The sequence below is a fragment of the Micromonospora sp. NBC_00330 genome (genome assembly GCF_036136635.1).
Taxonomy (GTDB): domain Bacteria; phylum Actinomycetota; class Actinomycetes; order Mycobacteriales; family Micromonosporaceae; genus Micromonospora; species Micromonospora salmantinae.
In genome coordinates this window covers 6,143,544-6,165,061 of sequence record NZ_CP108012.1, presented here as the reverse complement: position 1 = coordinate 6,165,061, position 21,518 = coordinate 6,143,544, and the positions used below count along the sequence as shown (strand labels likewise).

11 protein-coding genes and 3 rRNA genes are annotated in these 21,518 nt (G+C 68.4%); 5 read left to right on the top strand and 9 right to left on the bottom strand.

All coding sequences use genetic code 11. The features are described from left to right. The first annotated feature begins 8 nt into the window (after positions 1-8). Positions 9-1,187, top strand: a complete 1,179-nt coding sequence (locus tag OG598_RS28045) for a glycosyltransferase family 4 protein (protein ID WP_328655459.1) — start codon at positions 9-11, stop codon at positions 1,185-1,187. On the opposite strand, the gene OG598_RS28040 is transcribed toward OG598_RS28045, so the two are convergent. From OG598_RS28040 to OG598_RS28030, 3 genes are read right to left on the bottom strand one after another with little or no spacing between them, the layout of a single operon-like run. Next, positions 1,172-1,366, bottom strand: a complete 195-nt coding sequence (locus OG598_RS28040; protein ID WP_112589285.1) for a hypothetical protein — start codon at positions 1,364-1,366, stop codon at positions 1,172-1,174. The genes OG598_RS28045 and OG598_RS28040 overlap by 16 nt on opposite strands. Before the next feature lie 35 nt (positions 1,367-1,401). Beyond that, positions 1,402-3,147, bottom strand: a complete 1,746-nt coding sequence (locus OG598_RS28035) for a hypothetical protein (protein ID WP_328651762.1) — start codon at positions 3,145-3,147, stop codon at positions 1,402-1,404. Next, positions 3,148-5,028: a hypothetical protein gene (locus OG598_RS28030; RefSeq protein ID WP_442931538.1), complete on the bottom strand. Its 1,881-nt coding sequence runs from the start codon at positions 5,026-5,028 to the stop codon at positions 3,148-3,150. Positions 5,029-5,195: 167 nt separating this feature from the next. On the opposite strand from OG598_RS28030, the gene OG598_RS28025 reads away from it, so the two are divergent. After that, positions 5,196-9,566, top strand: a complete 4,371-nt coding sequence (locus tag OG598_RS28025) for an alpha-(1->3)-arabinofuranosyltransferase (protein WP_328651760.1) — start codon at positions 5,196-5,198, stop codon at positions 9,564-9,566. Further along, positions 9,563-10,903 carry a lipopolysaccharide biosynthesis protein gene (locus OG598_RS28020; protein WP_442931393.1) on the top strand — a complete coding sequence of 447 codons (1,341 nt, stop codon included), beginning with the start codon at positions 9,563-9,565 and terminating at the stop codon, positions 10,901-10,903. The genes OG598_RS28025 and OG598_RS28020 overlap by 4 nt, the downstream gene beginning before the upstream one ends. Here OG598_RS28020 and nudC read toward each other — a convergent pair. Beyond that, entirely contained in the window at positions 10,800-11,717 is a 918-nt protein-coding gene (gene nudC / locus OG598_RS28015) for an NAD(+) diphosphatase (protein ID WP_328651759.1), read from the bottom strand. The two genes, OG598_RS28020 and nudC, sit on opposite strands and share 104 nt — an antisense overlap. Positions 11,718-11,899: 182 nt before the next feature. Here nudC and OG598_RS28010 point away from each other — a divergent pair, with 182 nt between their 5' ends. Beyond that, entirely contained in the window at positions 11,900-13,720 is a 1,821-nt protein-coding gene (locus OG598_RS28010) for a VanW family protein (protein ID WP_328651758.1), read from the top strand. Positions 13,721-13,799: 79 nt separating this feature from the next. Here the strand turns inward: OG598_RS28010 and OG598_RS28005 are convergent, their stop codons facing one another. The 5 genes from OG598_RS28005 to OG598_RS27985 all read right to left on the bottom strand — a co-directional run bounded on the left by OG598_RS28005 (position 13,800) and on the right by OG598_RS27985 (position 20,581). Continuing rightward, entirely contained in the window at positions 13,800-14,048 is a 249-nt protein-coding gene (locus OG598_RS28005) for a hypothetical protein (protein WP_328651757.1), read from the bottom strand. Between the two features lie 323 nt (positions 14,049-14,371). Next, positions 14,372-14,488 (bottom strand): 5S ribosomal RNA (rrf, locus tag OG598_RS28000). An 86-nt stretch (positions 14,489-14,574) separates the two neighbouring features. After that, positions 14,575-17,683, bottom strand: a 23S ribosomal RNA gene (locus OG598_RS27995). A gap of 388 nt (positions 17,684-18,071) precedes the next feature. Continuing rightward, positions 18,072-19,586 (bottom strand): 16S ribosomal RNA (locus tag OG598_RS27990). Together the 16S, 23S and 5S rRNA genes form the textbook arrangement of a ribosomal RNA operon. A gap of 740 nt (positions 19,587-20,326) precedes the next feature. Further along, positions 20,327-20,581: an SCO4848 family membrane protein gene (locus OG598_RS27985; protein ID WP_328651756.1), complete on the bottom strand. Its 255-nt coding sequence runs from the start codon at positions 20,579-20,581 to the stop codon at positions 20,327-20,329. Between the two features lie 202 nt (positions 20,582-20,783). On the opposite strand from OG598_RS27985, the gene OG598_RS27980 reads away from it, so the two are divergent. Further along, positions 20,784-21,254, top strand: a complete 471-nt coding sequence (locus tag OG598_RS27980) for a PRC-barrel domain-containing protein (RefSeq protein WP_328651755.1) — start codon at positions 20,784-20,786, stop codon at positions 21,252-21,254. Positions 21,255-21,518: the final 264 nt, after the last annotated feature.

The following is a 21,518-nucleotide window of genomic DNA, read 5'->3' as shown; positions in this document are numbered from 1 at the left end:
GCTTCGGCATGCCCGGACACGTGTTGTTCCTCAACTGGCGAGACACCCGCAACCCCGAGGGCGGCGGTTCCGAGGTGTACGTCGAACGGATCGCCGCCGAACTGGTGGCCCGCGGATTCCGCGCCACTCTCTTCTGCGCCGCCCACAGCCAGGCCCCCGCCGACGAGGTCAACGAGGCGGGCGTACGGCTGGTCCGGCGCGGTGGTCGACACAGCGTCTACCTCTGGGCGGCACTCTGTTACATAGCGGGCGCGCTGGGCATCGGCCCGCTGGCGGCCCGCCGCGGCGGGCGGCCCGACGTCCTGGTCGACGTCTGCAACGGGTTGCCGTTCCTCGCCCCGCTGTGGGCCCGACGCCCGGTGGTCAAGCTGATCCACCACGTGCACCGCGAGCAGTGGCCAGTGGTGCTTCCACAGTGGGCCGCCCGGTTCGGCTGGTGGATCGAATCCTCGCTCGCCATACGCCTCTACCAGCGGTGCCGGTACGTCACCGTCTCCGAGGCGACCCGGCGAGAGTTGGCAGTGCTCGGCGTGCCGCCGGAGCAGGTCTCCGTGGTGCACAACGGCACCCCGACGCTGCCCCACACCGACGCCGAACGGGCGACGTTCCCGCTGCTCGTGACGCTGAACCGTCTGGTGCCACACAAGCGGGTGGAGGTGGCGCTGCGGGCCGTCGCGGCCCTCGCCGACGAGCTGCCCCAACTACGTCTGGTCGTCGCCGGCCAGGGCTGGTGGGAGTCGCACCTGCGTGAACTCGCCGCGGAGCTGGACATCACCGAGCGGGTGGACTTCCGGGGCTTCGTGACCGAGGAGGAGAAGGCCGCCCTGCTCGCCTCGGCCTGGGTGGCCCTGACCCCGTCCCTCAAGGAGGGCTGGGGGCTCACGATCGTGGAGGCGGGTTCGGCGGGCACCCCGACCGTGGCGTTCCGGGGAGCGGGCGGAGTCGCCGAAGCGGTGGTCGACGGGCGTACCGGCCTGCTGGCCGACGACATCGACGACTATCTGCTGAAGGTGCGCACGCTTCTGCACCGGGATGAGCTGCGGCGGGAGATGGGCGCCCAGGCCCGGGAGCACGCCGCCAGCTTCACCTGGCAGGCCGCCGGTGGGCGCTTCGAGGCGATCCTCAAGGGTGTGGAGTCGCCCCGCCCAGTGCAGCAGCGGGGCGAGCCGTCCTACCTGTCGCCGTAAACCGCTGGGGCGTACGGGTCCTTCTTACCGGCCCGCTTGGCCGCCTCCGAGACGAGCTTGGCCTCACTCGCGGCCTCCTCGTCGGTGGCGGTCGCGGCGGCCGAGATCCCGCCGAGAGCCAGGATCCCCAGCAACGCCGCCACCAGGCCAGACACGACCAGGGTCAGAGCTCTACGCATGCCAATCCTCCAATGGCGAGACGTGCGAGCGGACGTTACCACGCGGTAGCTCGCCGGTGTAGTGCCGAAACGGCGGCAGCGATGACCACCAGAAGGGCAGCGCTGAGGGCCGCCACCACCGCCAGTCGGGCCGGCCCGGACCCGCCCGGTTCCCGCACGGTCGCCGGGTTGCGGTACAGCGTCAGGAACGGTCCGTCGTGGACGCGCTCGAGGCCGCCGAGCACCTGAGAGTCCACCTCGCCGGAGACCTCGTGCTGCACCAGGACCCAGCGCACCCCGGTGGTCCAGACCGGCCGCCCCTCGGCCAGCGCTCGGCGCATCTCGCGGACGCGCGGGTTCTCGCCGGCCACGGCGACGTCGCCGACCCGGAGCGTGTCGTCGGTCAGGACCGTCCCCGGCAGGTAGCGCGGCGCCGGGTCCAGGACGACCCGGCCGGGGTTCCACGGGTACGCCCGGTAGGCGCTCAGCGGCAACGCGAGGATCTCCCCCGGCTCCTCCTCGATGTGCTCGGCCACCCGCTGCCACTCCGCCGGATAGCTCACCGGCCTGATCCGACCGACACCGCCGAACGCCAGGTCCGGCAGGACCGCCACCGGCAGGAACAGCAGCCCGACCAGGACCACCCCGGCCACCTCCCGGTCGATTCGGGCCACCAGCCGCTCGGCCCCCAACGCCGCGCACACCACCAGCAGCAGGGCGTACGGCGCCAGGAACTTCTGCCCATCTCGCAGCAGCCCCGCGCCGGGCAGGTGCACCACCGCCCAGCGCAGCGCGGCGTCCCCGCCGGGGAGCAGCCCGAAGGCGGCGAACAGAAAACCGGTCCCGGCGAGCACCGCCAGGCGCGCCGCCCCACCCGGGGGTAGCCGACGCCGCAGCAGGCCCGCACCGACACCGGCCAGGACCAGCAGCACGAGGGTCGCCACCGGCACCAGTGGCGTGGCGCGACTGGCGGGGGTGGCCTGCGCGCTCCAGATGCCGCCGGTGCCGGCCAACGCCACCAGCGGGCCGGCCCAGTTCTCCGAACGCGCCGCGAAAGCCGCCACCCCCGCCGGGTCCGAGGAACCCCCGGCGCCGGTGACCAGGGCCGCGACCACCCAGGGGGCGTTGAGCACTCCGACCGCGGCCAAGGCCTGCCGGGACCGGTGCGGATGCATCCGCTGCGACACCAGCAGCGACCGGGGCGCGCGCATCCGGTCCGACGTCAGCACCAGCACAGTGCCCAACGCGATGAGACCGCCGGTCGGCGTGATGGCGGCGGGAGCGGCGGCCAGCACCACCCGGGCGAGCGCGCCGTCGCGCCCGGCCCGCAGGTCCAGCACCGCCCGCACCAGCCAGGGCAGCGCGGCGTACGCGAGCAGCAGCCCCCACTGCCCGATCAGCAACCGCTCGGCGAGGTACGGCGTCCACGCGTACGCCAACGCGGCGAACAGCCGGACCGCCCGCCGTTCGGTGGGCACCAACCGGCCGGCGCCGACCGCCGCGAGGAAGACCGCCCCGGCGAGCGCCAACCGCTGCACCACCCAGCCCGGCACGAGCTGGGTGACCAGCGAGACCAGCGCGTCCATCGGCACCGCCCGGGGCAGACTCTGCGCCGGGGCGACGAGATCCCAGGTCAACGGCTGCCGGGGTACGAACACCATGTCGTACAGCAACGCGTAGCCGGGCGCCGCCAGCGGGGCCAGCACCACCGCAGTGACCGCCGCCGCGACCGCGTACAGCCACAGCGTGTCCCGCGTCCGCCGAACCGGTGCGGCCTCGACGCCGTCGGTCGGCTCAACCATTCACGATGCCGGCACCGCCCGGCCGACGGTGATCAGCTCGGTGCACACCCCGACCCCTGGCGTTGCGACGGTGACCTCGACGGCGTCCCCCGCACCCTCCAGCAGGAAGTACAGGTCGTTCAGCCCGCGTCGCAGGGTGATCTCGCGGGTGGCGTCGCCGAGCCGGAACAGCGCTGTCGAGTCACCCGAGCTGAGGTAGCCGAAGTGCACCGCGTACGGCCACTCCACCAGGTACCCGTCCAACGGGATCCGAGTGGGTTGCCCGCCCTGGGCGAGGTGCCCGCAACCGTCCACCGGGCCGGGGACGATCTTCCGTCCCTGGACCACCACCGGACGGATCCGGCCGAGATCATCGAACGTCGACGGTCGCGCGGCCTCCGTCACGAAGGTGGGTCGACGCTCGGCCGGGCGGAAGAAGTGCGACTGGAGATTGTCCGGCCAGAAGTAGCCGGCGATCACCCGGTCCGGGACGGCGGTGTCGAAGAAGACGGTACCCGGCGGCGCTGCGGCGAGCTCGGCCTGCGTCGTCGCGAGATAGTCCCGCCCGTACTTCGTACTCCAGTTGTCCCCGAAACGGGCAGTGCTCCACAGGGTGCCCACGCCGATGGTCGCCAGGACGACGATCATCGAGACCAGGCCGACAGCGAACGCGCCAGGCTCCCGCAGGACCGTCGGCACCGGCCACGCCGACACCTCGTCCTCGTCGGTGTCCTTGATCCCCAGCAGGGCCGCGCCCACACAGATCGCGGCGACCAGCACCACATCGGCGACGTACCGGGGGACGACGCCGACCAGTGGGCCGAGCGGCCCGCCCAGCCGGGTGATGGCGAAGAGCGCGGCGACCAGGCCGAGGTAGCAGGTGAGCAGCAGCCAGGCCCGGCCGGCCGACGGACGCCGCCGGACGGTGACCACGACGAGCGTCGCCAGCACCGCCCACGACAACCACTTGGCGATGTCGTACGGGTCGACGAGCGGGGGACCGTCACCGGCGTAGCTCCAGCGCCAGGGACCTCCGAGCAGACCCGGCACCACCGTCTCGCCGACCAGGTCACCGAGGAAGTTGAGGACCGGGCCGACGGACGAGGGCTCGTCCAGCTCGCGGGCGGCGGGTCGGGTCACGTAGAACGCCAGATACGCCCCGGCGAGAACGGAAAGCATCAGCCAGGCCGGCCAGTGCCGGCGGATCGCCGTCGCGAGACTGCGCCACACACCACCGGAGGTGAAGAGGAAGACGGTCAGCAGGAACAGCAGCGGCACGATCAGCAGGGACTTGGTGTCGAAGAGCAGACCGAACACCAGCCACAGCGCGACCGCCACGAGGTGCCGCAGACGACCGGTCCGCACGTACCGGACCTGGGCTGCGACCGCCATGACCAGGGCCAACTGCATCGGCAGCACGAGCAGCCCGACCAACCACAGCGAGGAGACCTCGAGCGTCAGCGGGCAGAACACGAACAGGCACAACGGAATGAGCAGGCCCCAACCGGGCCGGAGCAGATCGCGCAACAGCCGGTAGGCAGCGATCCCGGTCGCCGCCTGGCCAACCGCCAGGAGCAACACCCACGGCCAGGTGGCGAAGCCCGCCGCCCGCACCATCGCCCACGCCACCAACAGGCCGCCGGGCATGAGGTGGTTGTTGAACGTACGCAGGAGGTAGTCCGCGTCCAGCCCGGTGTCGAGAACCTGGGCGGCGATGACGAACTCGTCCTGCGAGAACCAGCCACGGGTGGCGAGGCCGGCGCGCCAGGCGACGGACACCGCGATGAGGGCGATCGCCACGGCGCGGACGGGGTCGGCGCGGAGCCATCGGCCGATCGGCCCGGGCCCGTCGCCGTCGGACGCGACGCGTTCCGGATGCGTCTCGGCCTCAGCTTCTGGCATTGACATGGTCGGCAGCCTGCCACACGCTTACACGCCGTGGGGACGGCCGTTCTCCCGATAACGCCACCGCAGCGCCCCTGGTCGCCCGTCCGTGCCCGGTCCGGATAACGTCGCGCGACAGTCGTCGGCTGCAGGTGCGCGTCCGGCCGGTGAAGACAGGAGCCGAAATGCGTGCAGAGGTGGCCAGTGGCGCCGCTCCGGGGTCCAGCCGGAGCCGGCACACGGCCCGACGGTTCCGGCACCTGGTCATCTGCATCGCACTCACCGCCCTCGCCTTCCAGCAGGCCCCGGGCCAGGTCGTCCCGGACACCAAGGTCGACCTGAACGTCAACCCGGCCGGGTGGCTGCTCCGCTCCCTGCACCTGTGGGACCCCACCGGCACGTTCGGCCAACTACAGAACCAGGCGTACGGCTATCTCTGGCCGATGGGCCCGTTCTTCCTGCTCGGGTCGGAGTCCGGCCTCGCGCCGTGGGTGGTGCAGCGGCTGTGGTGGGCGCTGCTCTTCTGTGTCGCCTACCTGGGGGCCGTGCGCCTGGCGGGCCGGCTCACCATCGGAACGCCCGCCGGGCGCATGATCGCCGGCGTCGCCTTCGCGCTGTCACCGCGCATCCTCACCCAGCTCGGCTGGTCCTCGGTGGAAGCATGGCCCAGCGCCGTCGCACCCTGGGTGCTCATTCCGCTGGTCGGTCTCGCCGCCGGCACGCGACTGCGACGCGCCGTCGCCGCGTCAGCCCTCGCCGTCGCCTGCGCCGGTGGGGTCAACGCCACCGCCGTGTTCGCCGTGGTGCCACTGGCCCTGCTCTGGCTCGCCACCGTCCAGCCCGTACGCCGCCGGGTCACCGCCATCGCCGCCTGGTGTGGCGCTGTGGCCCTGGCCACCGCGTGGTGGTTGGTTCCGCTGCTGGTCCTCGGGCGGTACAGCCCACCCTTCCTGGACTACATCGAGACCGCCCGAAACACCACGAGCGTCACCGACGGGGTGACCACACTGCGCGGCGCCTCGTACTGGGTCGCCTACCTGGCCTCCCCGTTCGGACCGACCATCCCGTCCGGTGCGCGGCTCGCCAACGAGGCGGTGCTGGTCGCCGCCACCCTGGCGGTCGCCGCCCTCGGTGTGCTCGGGCTGTCCCGACGGGGGATGCCGCACCGCCGGTTCCTCATCACCGGTCTGGTGCTCGGCGTCGCGCTCGTCGGCCTCGGGCACGTCGGCGACCTGCCGAACATCCTCGCCGGGCCGCAGCGGGAGTTCCTCGACGGCGTCGGCGCACCCCTGCGCAACGTGCACAAGTTCGACGTCCTGCTCCGCCTACCCCTGTGCCTGGGCATGGCGCACCTGATCGGGCTGGCCGTCCGGGCGGCGCGCACCGCGCCCGCGCGGCACCGCCCGCGAACCGTCGCACGCGCCTGGCTGACCGCCGGCGCCGCCATCGTCGCCGTCACGGCGGTCGCCACACCCGCCCTCGCGGGCGGTCTCGCCACCCCGGGCAGCGTCAAGGAGGTGCCCGGCTACTGGCACGACGCCACCGACTGGCTCGACGCGAACACGGGGCGCGGGCGGGTGCTCGTCGTACCCGGGGCGCGTTTTCCGTCGTACGACTGGGGCAACACCACCGACGAGATCACCCAGCCGCTGCTCAACAGCCGGTGGGCGGTACGCAACGCCATCCCCTTCACCCCTCCGACCACGATCCGGCTGCTGGACGTGATCGAGTCGACGCTCGCCACGGGCGCCGGGTCGACCGGCCTGGCGGACCTGCTGGCCCGATCCGGCATCAGTCACGTCCTGTTCCGCGCCGACCTCGACCACGGCCGCTCCGACACGGCCCGCCCAGCGGTGGTCCGGCAGGCGCTGGAGCGCTCACCCGGGTTGACCCACGTCACGTCCTTCGGCCCCCTGCGCGGCGGGCCGTCGTCCCCCGACGAGTTCCGCGACCACGGGCTCGACGTGCCCGTCCGGGCGCTGGAGGTCTACCGGGTCGACCGGCCCGTCTCGCCGGTGGTCGCCTACGACAGAACCGACGTGACCACTGTGGTCGGTGGCCCCGAATCACTGCTCGACCTCGCCGCGGCGGGGCAACTCGGCTCGGCGCCCACCGTCCTGGCCGGCGACGCGTCGGCAGCCGACGTCGCCGGACCGGTGGCGATGACCGATGGCCTGCGCAGGCGGGACGTGTCGTTCGGCGGACTGCGTGACAACACCTCCCAGACGATGACCGCCGACGACACCTTCGAGGTCACCGCGCCCGCCCACGACTACCTGCCCGAGTGGGGCGCGGAGCACTCCACCGTCGCCCGTTTCGAGGGCATCGACGCGATCCGCACCTCCACCGCCCGCTCGCAGGTGGGCTCCCCCGGCGGTGCCCGCCCCGAGCACCAGCCGTACGCGGCGATGGACGGCAACCCGGCGACCTCCTGGCAGTCCGCGCCGTACTCGCCCAGCGACAGACAGTGGATCGAGGTGGGCCTCGCCAACCCGACGACCGTCAGCCGGGTCGAGGTGTGGTTCGACCTGAAGGCCGATGCCCTACCCACGACGGTGACCGTCAGCGCCGGGTACGAGAGCAGCACCATCGAACAGTTCAGCGACCACATGGTGTTCGAACTGCCCGGCGTCCACGCCACCCGCGAGGTCCGGGTCTCGGTCGACAGCGCGTACGACCTGCGCCCGTTCGGAAACGGCTCGGTCGGTATCGCCGAGATCAAGATTCCGGGCATCCAGACCAGCCGCACCCTCGTCCTGCCCACCGCACCGGTCACCGACCGGCCGGCGACCGTCGTCGTGTCCGCGGCGCCCACCACGCCGGCCTGCTTCTCCGTCGACGGGCATCCGCGCTGCTCCACCGACGTCATCCGCGGTTCCGAGGACGGGTCCACCATCGACCGGACCCTCACCCTGCCGGCGGCCGGCGCGTACGACGCCAAGCTGTGGGCGCGGCCGACGGCCGGCCCCGACCTGGACAACGCCCTCGACAAGCTGGTGACCGACGCGCAGCCGCTACGCCTCGCGGCGCAGATCAGCGCCTCCTCGACGGCAGTACCCGACCCGGCCGGCCGGGCCGGGGCGGCGCTCGACGGGAACCCGGCCACCAGTTGGTCACCGGCGATCGACGACGAGGCACCGATCCTGCGACTCAAGTGGCTCAAGCCGCAGACCATCACCGGGCTCCGCTTCTCCGTCGACGACACGACACCCGCCACCCGTCTCGGCAGTGTGCGGGTGGTCGGCGACGACGGCTTCCGCAGCAGCCTGCTCGGCGACGACGGGCTGCTCCGCCTGGACCCGCCGATGCGGACCGACGAGATCACCATCCAGTTCCTCGACAAGCCGTCCGCCACCAGCACCGACCCGTACAAGCTGCGGTTGCCGGAGCGGTTGCCCGTCGCGGTCGGCGAGGTGACGGTGCTACCCGGAGCGCCCACCGTCGGACCGCGCCCCGACGCACCCCTGACGCTGGCCTGCGGATCGGGGCCGACGCTCCAGATCGGCGCGGCGCGGGTGACCACCACGCTGCGCGGCACGCTCCGCGACCTGCTGGAAATGCGCGAGATGCCGGTGACGCCGTGCGGCCGGGACACGCCCCGGCAGCTCGACCTGGGCCGCGGGGAGCACCGCATCGTCGCCACCCAGAGCAAGCTGGCCTCGCCCACCACTGTCGCCCTGGTACCGAAGACGACCACACCGGCCTCGGTGACCGCCAGCGCCACCGAGATCGAATCCTGGGCGGCCACCGAGCGACGGGTACGAGTGGCCAGTCACCCCGTCGACCGGGTGCTCGCCGTGCGGGAGAACACCAACATCGGCTGGCAGGCCACCCTCGGCGGGCGGACGCTGAAACCACTGGTGGTGGACGGTTGGCAGCAGGGCTGGATCCTTCCCGCCGGCGCCTCCGGAGAGGTGCTGTTGCGTTTCGCACCGGACACGCCGTACCGGGCGGGGCTTCTCCTCGGCGGCATCCTGCTCGCGGTGGTGGTCCTGCTCGCTGTGGTGCCCGCCCGACAGCCCACCGGGCGCACCTCGGCGACCGTTCCACCACGCGGCCGACGTCGGGTCACCCGCTCGCTGCCGCTGCTGGCCGTCGGGGCCGCCGCGCTGGTGCTGTGGAGCGGCCTCATCGGGGGCCTGCTGGTCGCGGCGGGATTCATGCTGGCGGTACCCGGCCCACGCCGCCTGCCCTGGCCGGTCGACCCACGTCGGGTCAGGACCATCAGCCGGGCCGTCGAGACCTGGCTCCCCGGCGCGCTCGTCCTGCTCGCCGGGTTGCTCTACCTCGATTCGACGCGGCGGAACACCGACGCGCTCGTGCAACTCACCATCGTCGTCGCCCTGGGTGCCCTCTGGCTCTCCACCGCCGCCCGACGACGGCCCGTACGCCGGGCCAGACCGACCGCCGCGACCCCAGTCGTTGCGGCGGCTGCGCCGGTCGCGGAGGGATCGAAGCCGTACCCGGCCGAGCACGACGCGGCCGAGCCGGCGAGGCCCGGCCAGTCGGCCGGGCCAGCCGACGGGCAGCTCCCGACCTTCTCCGAGATCACGTGAGCCTCCGACGACCCGTCCGTCGGGAGAAGACGGCCCAGACGGAGCTGACCCGCGGATGGAGCACGGGCCTCGGCGCTGCCGGGGTCAGCGTCACAGTGGCCGGGGTCCTGGTCAACGGCCTGGCCTACCTGGTACCGGTCCTGGCCGCCCGGCGGCTCGACCCGGCCGACCTCAGCGTGCTCGCCGCCGCCCTCGGTCTGGTGGCCATCGTCGGTGTGCCCGGGCTCGGCCTGCAACTGGCCGTCGCCGTGCACCACGCCCGGCACGGCGCCTCCGACACTCGGCGGCTCACCGCCGTCACCGCCGCAGTGTGCGCGGGAACCCTCGTCGCGGCGACACCACTGCTGGTCACCGCCCTGGATCTCCCGGTCGAGATGCCCGCGCTGCTGGCGGTCACCACCGCGGCGATCGTGCTCTCCTCCCGGTCCCTCGGAGAGTTGCAGGGTGGGCAACGCTTCGTACGACTCGCCATCGGGATGGCAGTGCTCGCCGCCGGCCGCTACGGCGGCGTGATCGCCGGGTTGCTGCTCGGCGCGGGACCGACCGGCGCACTCGCGGTCGGCGCGTTGACCGCCGCCCTCACCCCTGCGGTGCTGGCCCGACTCGCCCGCGAGCCCCAACGGTCGTCCACCGCCCCCCGGCTGACCGTCGCCCAGGTCGTGGCCGGCTGCGGTGCGACACTGGCGATGCTCGTCGTCTCCTACGCCGACCTGCTGCTGTCCCGGCAGTTGCTGTCCCCGTCGGATTCCGGGGCGTACTCGGTCGGCACCGTCCTGAGCAAGGGCGCGCTCTGGGCACCGCAGGTCGCCGCCGTCCTCGCCCTACCACGGCTGGCCCGCGGTGACCGGCGCAGCCGAACGGTTGCGCTCGCGGTGACAGGCGGGTGTGGCGTGGTGCTGGTCCTCGCCTCGACGCTCGCCGGAGGGCTCGCCTTCCGCCTCGCCGGTGGGCCCGACTACGACCACCTGGGCCGGTACGCGCCCCTCTTCGCGGCGGTCGGTGCGCTCTACGCGGTGACGTTCGTGCTGCTCAACGACCGCCTCGCGGCCGGCGCGCGCTGGGCGGCGGCACCGCTGTGGGTGGGCGTGGCCGGCCTGGTGGCCGTCACCGCGACCCTCCGGCCCCACACCGTCCCCGGTCTTCTCCTCGCGGCAGTGGGCACGGCCATCGTCACCACCGCGCTGATGGCGGTGACGGCCCGTCGGCGCGCGCCGGTTGCGGCGGCCGAGCCGGCTAGCCCTCCGCGAGCCAGTCCGTCAGCAGTCGGTGGTCGATCGAGTCCACCCGACCGAGCGGACGACCCGAGGCCACCCGGTCCCGCAGCTCCGCCCGGGTGAACCAGCGCGCCTCCAACAACTCCTCGCCGTCCACGCGTACCTCGTCGGAGGTGGCGGTGGCCCGGAAACCCACCATCAGGCCGGCGGGGAACGGCCACGCCTGTGACCCCTGATAGGTCACGTCGGTGACTGTCACGCCCGCCTCCTCGCCCATCTCCCGACAGACCGCGTCCTCCAGGCTCTCGCCGATCTCGACGAAGCCGGCCAGCGTCGAGTACGCGTCCTCGGCCGCGCCCGCGTGCCGGGCCAGCAGACAGCGCCCCGACCGACCGGGCGCCTCGACCAACACGATGATGGCCGGCTCGATCCGGGGGAACAGCAGACGTCCGCACTCCGTACCGGTGCAGGTCCGCAGGTGCCCGCCGCCGCCGGCGACGGCCGGCGCGGCGCACGTCCCGCAGAATCGCTGCTGCCGGTGCCAGTGCAACAAACCCCTGGCGTACGCCAGGACGGCCGCGTCGGCGGGTTCAATCCGCCCGACCAGTGCCCGCACGTCGACGGACCGCACCGCACCGGCCATCTCGACGGCGGACCGCTCGGGGAGCGCGGAGAGGTCCGCGGCGAACACGGCGGACTCCCCATCGAGCCCCAGGAAGACGGTCTCGCCGGCGGCGGACCGGACCAGCGCCGCGCGCTCCGCGCTGAGCCGAACCGGCCCGTGCCCGTCCACGAGACAACGGTCCCGCCACATCGGCAGCAGAACGCTGGTCGCCTCGCTGAGCAGCGCGCCCAACCGCGTCGGATCGGTGCGCAACGGTCCCGCCCGGTCCAGCGAACCGCCCCCGTACGCCAACACCCGCTCCGCAGTGTCCACCCGGTCACCGTGCCACGTCGGTGGTCGGCCGTCGGCACCGCCCCCGGACCCGTGCGACACGCCGAACGACACGCGGTAGCAGCGCCTGGCGGGCGTAGCCGACGAGGACGGCCGGGCATTCGTTACCGTAGGTGCCTCCGGGAGGGAGGACCTCCCGCGGCACCCTGGCGATCGAGGTTGCAGTGACGCTGTACGGCGAAAACAGTCCACCCGCCGACGACCGGCCCACAGTGCAGGTCACCGCGGTCACCTGGCCGGACGACGGACCTGAGCCGGTCACCACAGCCGCTCCCGGCGAGCCGGACGGCGGCCCGCGCCGGCCCCGTCGCGTGCGCACTCTGCTCGCCGCAGGCATCACCGGTGGCGTCCTCGCCGCCGTGGCGGGTGCCGGCGCCTGGGCGTACGCCGGTGACGTTCCCCGTGGCACCAGCGTGCTCGGCACCGAACTGGGCGGCCGGAGCCGCGCGGACGCCGACCGGGAGTTGCGGGCGGAGCTGGACCGGCGAGCGGCAACGCTGGCCACGCCGCTGAAGGTCACCGTCGACGGCCGCACCGCCGAGATCAACCCCGCCGACGTGGGGCTGACCGTCGACGTGCCGGCGACCGTCGCGGCAGCCGCCGAGGCCGACGCCCACCCGGTCAGCCGGCTGGTCGGCTCCCGCAGCGTCGAGCCCGTGGTGACAGTCGACGTGGCCCGGTTGGACGACGCCCTCCGTAAGGTGCTCGGCAACCAGGCCCAGGGCATGACGATGCCGGCGATCACCTATCAAGGCACCACGCCGAAGGTCGTACAGCCCAAGCCCGGGCTGGCTCTGAACCCGGAGCGTTCCGCCGAGGTGGTCCGCACCGGCTGGTTGGCCGGCGCCCCGGTCACCGTGCCCTTGGTGGAGACCCACCCGGCGACCACCCCGGAGGAGTTGGACCGGATGGTCGACGAGCTGGCGAAGCCGGCGGTCGCCGCGCCGGTCACCCTGCGCACCAACAAGGGCCAGGTGTCGATCCCGCCCGCCGCCATCGCGAAGAGCCTCCGGTTCGGTGCCGACAAGACCGGCAAGCTCACCCCCTCGGTGGACGTCAAGCGGCTGCGGGCGGCGCTCGGCGACAAGCTGGCCGCCATCGAGGTGCCGCCGAAGGACGCCACGATGACGATTTCCGGTGGCCGGCCCACGGCCAAGGAGGGGCGATCCGGGCAGCAACTGGACACTGCAGCCCTCAGTCGAGACCTGCTGACCGTGCTACCGAAGGCGGACGGCCGCGAGGTGACCGGCGAGTTGAAGCCGACACCGCCGCAGCTCACCGGGGAGAAACTCGCCGGCCTGGGCATCAAGGAGCGGGTGTCGACCTTCACCACCCGGTTCACCGGCGGCATGGCCTCGTCGCGCAGCCAGAACATCGCGACCATCGCGAAGAAGGTGGACGGCACTGTCGTACTACCTGGGAAGACGTTCTCGCTCAACGGGCACACCGGCGAGCGCGGCTACGCCCAGGGCTACCGGGACGCACCTGTCATTCTCGACGGCAAGCTGGTGCCGGGCGTCGGCGGCGGCACCTCGCAGTTCACCACCACGCTTTTCAACGCGACCTACTACGCCGGCTTGGAGGACGTCGAGCACAAGCCGCACTCGTACTGGTTCGACAGGTACCCGGCGGTCATCGAGTCGACGATCTTCTGGCCGAACCTGGACTTCAAGTTCCGCAACAACACCGAGTACGGCGTTCTCATCGACACGTCGTACACGTCCAGCACGATCACCGTGTCGATCTGGAGCACGAAGATCTACGACAGCGTGAAGACCGAGTACGGGCCGCGCCGCAACGTCACGACGCCGAAGCAGATCCATCTGGCTCCCGGCCCCTCGTGCATCGAGACCAACGGCATCAACGGCTTCACCCAGGACGCCTTCCGGGTCATCAAGAAGGGTGGCGTGGTGGTCAAGCGGGAGAAGTTCACCTGGCGCTACGACGCGGAGCCCCGCTACGTCTGCGGGCCAAAGACGTCCTGAGTTCCCAATCTAGGGCCCAGCTCTGCTCCAGGGCCGGGCTCTGCTCTGGGTGGTCAGGTCAGTTCTGAGGTCGGTCCAGTCAGTGCAGCGGCGTTGCCGTCGTGCCGTTGCGCTTGCCGCCCTGCGGTGGCATCGGCACCGTGCGAGTCTCCTGCACCCGGATCTCGGCCCGGAACCGGTGCGCCGCAGGGTGCCACATCTCCTCGAACGGACCCATGACCTCGCCACCGATGCCACGACGACGGACCCGGGAAGCGAGCCACCAGAGGATGCCCAGGACCGCCGCCACGCAGCCCGCGAACACCACAAATATCAGGACCTCATCCACAGGCCGAGCCTAGCCCTGGGCGCCAGACCCAGCCTGAACCGCCGCGATCTTGCACTTTCGCTCGCTGACCGCGGCCTGGTCCGGCCGCAAGATCGCGCAACATCCTGGATGTAGTGGCCTCACGACGTGCGAACACCACTACAACCAGGATCGAGCATGACCTTGCCGGCCTCGGCCAGCTCGGACCCCTGACCCGGCCTAACCGGCCGTCCGGGTAACCCCGGTGTCAGGAAACCCGGGCCGATCAACCAGGCAGGGAAACGCAGAAAGGGCGAACGCAGAAAAGGCCATCCCCGTTAGGGGATGGCCTTTTCTGAAAGATTGTCCGGCGGCGTCCTACTCTCCCACACCCTCACGAGTGCAGTACCATCGGCGCTGGAGGGCTTAGCTTCCGGGTTCGGAATGTAACCGGGCGTTTCCCCTCCGCCATGACCGCCGTAACTCTATGAACATATCAAACAACCCCGGCACAAAAATCACGGGTGTTCGCTTGTTCAGAGTTGCACAGTGGACGCGTAGCAGCTTAGTAGTCAAGTCCTCGGCCTATTAGTACCGGTCAACTGAACCCGTTACCGGGCTTACATTTCCGGCCTATCAACCCAGTCGTCTAGCTGGGGGCCTTACCCCACAAAGTGGGTGGGATACCTCATCTTGAAGCAGGCTTCCCGCTTAGATGCTTTCAGCGGTTATCCCTTCCGAACGTAGCTAACCAGCCGTGCCCTTGGCAGGACAACTGGCACACCAGAGGTTCGTCCGTCCCGGTCCTCTCGTACTAGGGACAGCCCTTCTCAAGTATCCTACGCGCACGGCGGATAGGGACCGAACTGTCTCACGACGTTCTAAACCCAGCTCGCGTACCGCTTTAATGGGCGAACAGCCCAACCCTTGGGACCTGCTACAGCCCCAGGATGCGACGAGCCGACATCGAGGTGCCAAACCATCCCGTCGATATGGACTCTTGGGGAAGATCAGCCTGTTATCCCCGGGGTACCTTTTATCCGTTGAGCGACACCGCTTCCACTCGCAAGTGCCGGATCACTAGTCCCGACTTTCGTCCCTGCTCGACCTGTCAGTCTCACAGTCAAGCTCCCTTGTGTACTTGCACTCAACACCTGATTGCCAACCAGGCTGAGGGAACCTTTGGGCGCCTCCGTTACCTTTTAGGAGGCAACCGCCCCAGTTAAACTACCCACCAGACACTGTCCCTGAACCGGATAACGGTCCGAAGTTAGATACCCAAATCAACCAGAGTGGTATTTCAAGATTGCCTCCACCCATACTGGCGTATGGACTTCACCGGCTCCCACCTATCCTACACAAGCTAATTCGAGTACCAATGTCAAGCTATAGTAAAGGTCCCGGGGTCTTTCCGTCCTGCCGCGCGTAACGAGCATCTTTACTCGTACTGCAATTTCGCCGGGCCTGTGGTTGAGACAGTGGGGAAGTCGTTACGCCATTCGTGCAGGTCGGAACTTACCCGACAAGGAATTTCGCTACCTTAGGATGGTTATAGTTACCACCGCCGTTTACTGGCGCTTAAGTTCTCCGCTTCGCCCCGAAGAGCTAACAGGTCCCCTTAACGTTCCAGCACCGGGCAGGCGTCAGTCCATATACATCGAATTACTTCTTCGCATGGACCTGTGTTTTTAGTAAACAGTCGCTTCCCCCTGCTCTCTGCGGCCATACAACGCTCCACCCGCGCGGGGCTTCACGTCTCCGGCCCCCCTTCTCCCTAAGTTACGGGGGCAATTTGCCGAGTTCCTTAACCACAGTTCGCCCGATCGCCTCGGTATTCTCTACCTGACCACCTGTGTCGGTTTGGGGTACGGGCCGCTAAGAACTCGCTAGAGGCTTTTCTCGGCAGCATAGGATCACTGACTTCACCTGAATCGGCTCGGCATCACGTCTCAGCCTTCATGTGTTGCGGATTTGCCTACAACACGGCCTACACGCTTACCCCGGCACAACCACCGGCCGGGCTCAGCTACCTTCCTGCGTCACCCCATCGCTTGACTACTACCCATCAGGTTCCCACGCTCCCTCAGCTCAGTCCGAAGACCTCACCAAGTTCGGGTGGTTAGCACAACGAGGTTCATCAGGGACGCTCTTTCGCGGGTACGGGAATATCAACCCGTTGTCCATCGACTACGCCTCTCGGCCTCGCCTTAGGTCCCGACTCACCCAGGGCGGATTAGCCTGGCCCTGGAACCCTTGGTCATCCGGCGGAAGGGTTTCTCACCCTTCTTTCGCTACTCATGCCTGCATTCTCACTCGTGCCGCGTCCACAACTGGGTCACCCCGCTGCTTCACTCGCGGCACGACGCTCCCCTACCCATCCACACACCTGCACAAGGAATCAAGTCCAAGCGAGGATAAAATGTGAATGCCACAGCTTCGGCGGTGTGCTTGAGCCCCGCTACATTGTCGGCGCGGAACCACTTGACCAGTGAGCTATTACGCACTCTTTAAAGGGTGGCTGCTTCTAAGCCAACCTCCTGGTTGTCTATGCGACCCCACATCCTTTTCCACTTAGCACACGCTTAGGGGCCTTAGCTGGTGATCTGGGCTGTTTCCCTCTCGACTACGAAGCTTATCCCCCGCAGTCTCACTGCCGCGCTCTCACTTACCGGCATTCGGAGTTTGGCTGATTTCGGTAAGCTTGTGGGCCCCCTAGACCATCCAGTGCTCTACCTCCGGCAAGAAACACGCGACGCTGCACCTAAATGCATTTCGGGGAGAACCAGCTATCACGGAGTTTGATTGGCCTTTCACCCCTAACCACAGGTCATCCCCCAATTTTTCAACATTGGTGGGTTCGGCCCTCCACGCGGTCTTACCCGCGCTTCAGCCTGCCCATGGCTAGATCACTCCGCTTCGGGTCTAGGACACGCGACTGAATCGCCCTATTCAGACTCGCTTTCGCTACGGCTCCCCCACACGGGTTAACCTCGCCACATGCCACTAACTCGCAGGCTCATTCTTCAAAAGGCACGCCGTCACCCCGCAAGGCTCCGACGGATTGTAGGCGAACGGTTTCAGGTACTATTTCACTCCCCTCCCGGGGTACTTTTCACCATTCCCTCACGGTACTTGTCCGCTATCGGTCACCAGGAAGTATTTAGGCTTACCAGGTGGTCCTGGCAGATTCACGGCAGATTTCAGGGGTCCGCCGCTACTCGGGAACACCCACAGAAGGTCAGCAACTTTCACCTACCGGACTCTCACCGTCTACGGTCAGCCATTCCAGACTGTTCGACTAGCCACTGACTTTGTAACTTCTCGAACAAGTGTCAGCTTGTTCAGCAGGGTCCCACAACCCCGACCACGCAACCCCTGACAGGTATCACACGCAGCCGGTTTAGCCTCGATCCGCTTTCGCTCGCCACTACTCACGGAATCACTAAATTGTTTTCTCTTCCTACGGGTACTGAGATGTTTCACTTCCCCGCGTTCCCTCCACACACCCTATGTGTTCAGGTGTGGGTGACACCACATGACTGGTGCCAGGTTTCCCCATTCGGACACCCTGGGATCACAGCTTGGTTGACAGCTCCCCCAGGCCTATCGCGGCCTCCCACGTCCTTCATCGGCTCCTGGTGCCAAGGCATTCACCGTTCGCCCTTGACAACTTGACCACAAAGATGCTCGCGTCCACTGTGCAATTCTCAACAAACGACCAACCCACAACCCGATCCGCCCCACACCAAAACCCGATCCTTGACGGACCAGCGGTATGTGGGGCCAGGCCATGCCTGGCAGACTGCCAGCCCCCACACAGGAGGCCAGCCACGTCTCTGAAACAACAACACAACGGTTGTTCCTTCAGGACCCAACAGGGTGCTTACATTCCTTCTCAGCCGCACCGAGACCAACCGTTCCCACCACCCCGAAGAGCAGCTGTACTAGGTGAACCCGACCGTTGCCGAGGAAAAACTTGCCAGTGTCTCCGCCATCTGAGCACCCCGACCCAACATTCGTGGGCCGCGGGCTCCTTGCACCCTTTCAGGTGAAGGTGCTCCTTAGAAAGGAGGTGATCCAGCCGCACCTTCCGGTACGGCTACCTTGTTACGACTTCGTCCCAATCGCCAGCCCCACCTTCGACGGCTCCCTCCACAAGGGTTGGGCCACCGGCTTCGGGTGTTGCCGACTTTCGTGACGTGACGGGCGGTGTGTACAAGGCCCGGGAACGTATTCACCGCAGCGTTGCTGATCTGCGATTACTAGCGACTCCGACTTCACGGGGTCGAGTTGCAGACCCCGATCCGAACTGAGACCGGCTTTTTGGGATTCGCTCCACCTCACGGTATCGCAGCCCATTGTACCGGCCATTGTAGCATGCGTGAAGCCCTGGACATAAGGGGCATGATGACTTGACGTCATCCCCACCTTCCTCCGAGTTGACCCCGGCAGTCTTCGATGAGTCCCCGCCATAACGCGCTGGCAACATCGAACGAGGGTTGCGCTCGTTGCGGGACTTAACCCAACATCTCACGACACGAGCTGACGACAGCCATGCACCACCTGTGACCGCCCCCGAAGGACCTCACATCTCTGTGAGTTTTGCGGCCATGTCAAACCCAGGTAAGGTTCTTCGCGTTGCATCGAATTAATCCGCATGCTCCGCCGCTTGTGCGGGCCCCCGTCAATTCCTTTGAGTTTTAGCCTTGCGGCCGTACTCCCCAGGCGGGGCGCTTAATGCGTTAGCTGCGGCACAGGGAACCGGAGAGGCCCCCCACACCTAGCGCCCAACGTTTACAGCGTGGACTACCAGGGTATCTAATCCTGTTCGCTCCCCACGCTTTCGCTCCTCAGCGTCAGTATCGGCCCAGAGACCCGCCTTCGCCACCGGTGTTCCTCCTGATATCTGCGCATTTCACCGCTACACCAGGAATTCCAGTCTCCCCTACCGAACTCTAGCCTGCCCGTATCGACCGCAGGCTTGGGGTTGAGCCCCAAGTTTTCACGGTCGACGCGACAAGCCGCCTACGAGCTCTTTACGCCCAATAAATCCGGACAACGCTCGCACCCTACGTCTTACCGCGGCTGCTGGCACGTAGTTGGCCGGTGCTTCTTCTGCAGGTACCGTCACTCTCGCTTCGTCCCTGCTGAAAGAGGTTTACAACCCGAAGGCCGTCATCCCTCACGCGGCGTCGCTGCATCAGGCTTCCGCCCATTGTGCAATATTCCCCACTGCTGCCTCCCGTAGGAGTCTGGGCCGTGTCTCAGTCCCAGTGTGGCCGGTCGCCCTCTCAGGCCGGCTACCCGTCGTCGCCTTGGTAGGCCATCACCCCACCAACAAGCTGATAGGCCGCGAGCCCATCCCAAGCCGAAAAACTTTCCACCACCAGCCATGCGGCCAGCAGTCCTATTCGGTATTAGCCCCCGTTTCCGAGGGTTATCCCAAAGCTTGGGGCAGGTTGCTCACGTGTTACTCACCCGTTCGCCGCTCGAGTACCCCGAAGGGCCTTTCCGCTCGACTTGCATGTGTTAAGCACGCCGCCAGCGTTCGTCCTGAGCCAGGATCAAACTCTCCAACAAAAAATTAGTTGAACAGCATCCTGACAACAAACAAATGTTGCCAAAGGAATCCCAACCAGCCAGCAAAAACTGACCAGTCCGGGGTATAAATCATAATTGGCACTGGCTTTACAAGCACCCTGTTGAGTTCTCAAAGAACAACCACACACCGACCAGAAGCCCCACCAAGTGGAACCCCAACCGGGGCTTTCCTTACCGCGTCCCCGTCGCTCTCGCGCCGGGCACTTTTACTACGTTACCTCACCGTCTTCGCCGTGTCAAACCGTGTGTCCCGGTCTGTCATGCTTCGTACGGGTCAGCGCCGGCGCACTCACGCAGCAGCGAACCGCTGCGTCAGGTCGTCGGATTCAGCAGACCGGCCGCTGCGGTTTCCCGCAGTCTCGCCCGGTTCCCTGCCGGTCGTGAACCTTACCCGGTCGGCTTCGCCGCACCAAATCCGCCTCGCGGCCAATCCGGCGAGCCCCGCCCGGACCGCGTCTCCCAGGAGCGAACCCCTGCTTGACCCGGTTGCCATCCCGTTTCGGTGCTCTAGGACCTTCGTCCCGTTTGCCCCGTTCCGCGCTGGCAGAGAGAAAGTTACGCGTCTGCGGGTTTGATCGTCAAATCCACGGGTAGCGGCGCGCGTCACATTTGCTCGTCCGCAGCGTCTTCGCAGGTCAGAAGCGTTCAGCCACAACGGGGGTTCGGCGGCACGAGCAGTACCGGCGCGGACCAGCCCGATCCGCAGGAGCGGCGGGCCCTCAGGAGGTATGCCGGCGCCGGGTGGCGAGCCAGGCCCGGACGCCGAGGACGCCAGCAGTGGTGCCGATCGCCAGGGACGCGGCGATCAGCAGCGCATGCACCCACAGGAAGCTGGTGGCCGGGCCGTCGGCCACCGTGCCGGACGCCCAGGACCGCGGGTCCTGCCAGATGGCCACCGCGAACCTCGGCCAGATCACCCAGGTCCAGACGCCGACTCCGACCAGGAAGAGACTCCACCCTCGCGACAGCACCATGGCAGCCGAGTATGCCAGCGCACCTGGTCACCGGGCCCGCGCCGGCCACCGGCATCGCGGAACCGGCGGCGGCACGTACGCCGGGCGGACCGCCCCACACCTCGGCAGTAGCGCCTCCCCGTAAAGCGCAGGCTGTTTCCGGCGTCAGCGGGATGGGCACTGCGAAGGGGGACAGCTGAGGACCGTCCCCTGGAGGTGCCCCATGCAACCCTCGATCTTCAACCCCTGGGCCTGGCGTGATCCGTCCGCCTTGGCCGGCGGGTACACGCAGACCACCCCCTCGGTCACCCCTGGGGAGGGTCAGGAGGGTGGGCACGACGGCCCGGACGCCCCCGGCCCGGGTACGCCCGTCGACCTGGTGGGTTATCAGGTGCAGGCGAGCGACGGGCGCATCGGCACCATCGACGAGACGAGCGACGAGGCGGACGCCGGGCACCTGGTGGTGGACACCGGGCCGTGGATCTTCGGCCAGAAGGTGTTGCTGCCGGCGGGGACTGTCGACCGGGTGGATCACCAGGAACGCGTCGTGCACGTCGACCGGACCCGCCAGCAGATCAAGGACGCGCCACCGTTCGATCCGGTTTCGGCCGACCAGGAGTACCGGGAACGCATCGGCACCTACTACGCCGACAGCTACCTCCCCCCTCCCGGCGCCGTCCCGCGAGTAATCTGAGGCCGTGGTCCGGACGGGCAACTGCGCATCCGAGGCGGTCGACCTGGTCGACGGCCCCCTCCTCGGCGCCGTGCCCGAGATCCCGACCAGCTCCGGCGATGGCCGTGAGCAACTTCTGAACGTCCTCCGTGCCGGTGGTCTGCGGTTTCGCGCCGGCGCGCGATGGCGGGCGACTCGCTGAGTCGATCCCGCTGACCGACCAGGGCTGAGCCAGCCCTCCTCGGCGCGCGCCCACGCGTGACCCACCAACGGAACGAGAGGCAC

What these genes read in the sequence shown, in the direction of transcription:
- OG598_RS28040 (WP_112589285.1), bottom strand. Translation starts at nt 1,366, where the DNA reads ATGCGTAGAGCTCTGACCCTGGTCGTGTCTGGCCTGGTGGCGGCGTTG.
- OG598_RS28030 (WP_442931538.1), bottom strand. Translation starts at nt 5,028, where the DNA reads ATGCCAGAAGCTGAGGCCGAGACGCATCCGGAACGCGTCGCGTCCGAC.
- OG598_RS27980 (WP_328651755.1), top strand. Translation starts at nt 20,784, where the DNA reads ATGCAACCCTCGATCTTCAACCCCTGGGCCTGGCGTGATCCGTCCGCC.
- OG598_RS27985 (WP_328651756.1), bottom strand. Translation starts at nt 20,581, where the DNA reads ATGGTGCTGTCGCGAGGGTGGAGTCTCTTCCTGGTCGGAGTCGGCGTC.
- OG598_RS28025 (WP_328651760.1), top strand. Translation starts at nt 5,196, where the DNA reads ATGCGTGCAGAGGTGGCCAGTGGCGCCGCTCCGGGGTCCAGCCGGAGC.
- OG598_RS28045 (WP_328655459.1), top strand. Translation starts at nt 9, where the DNA reads ATGCCCGGACACGTGTTGTTCCTCAACTGGCGAGACACCCGCAACCCC.
- OG598_RS28035 (WP_328651762.1), bottom strand. Translation starts at nt 3,147, where the DNA reads ATGGTTGAGCCGACCGACGGCGTCGAGGCCGCACCGGTTCGGCGGACG.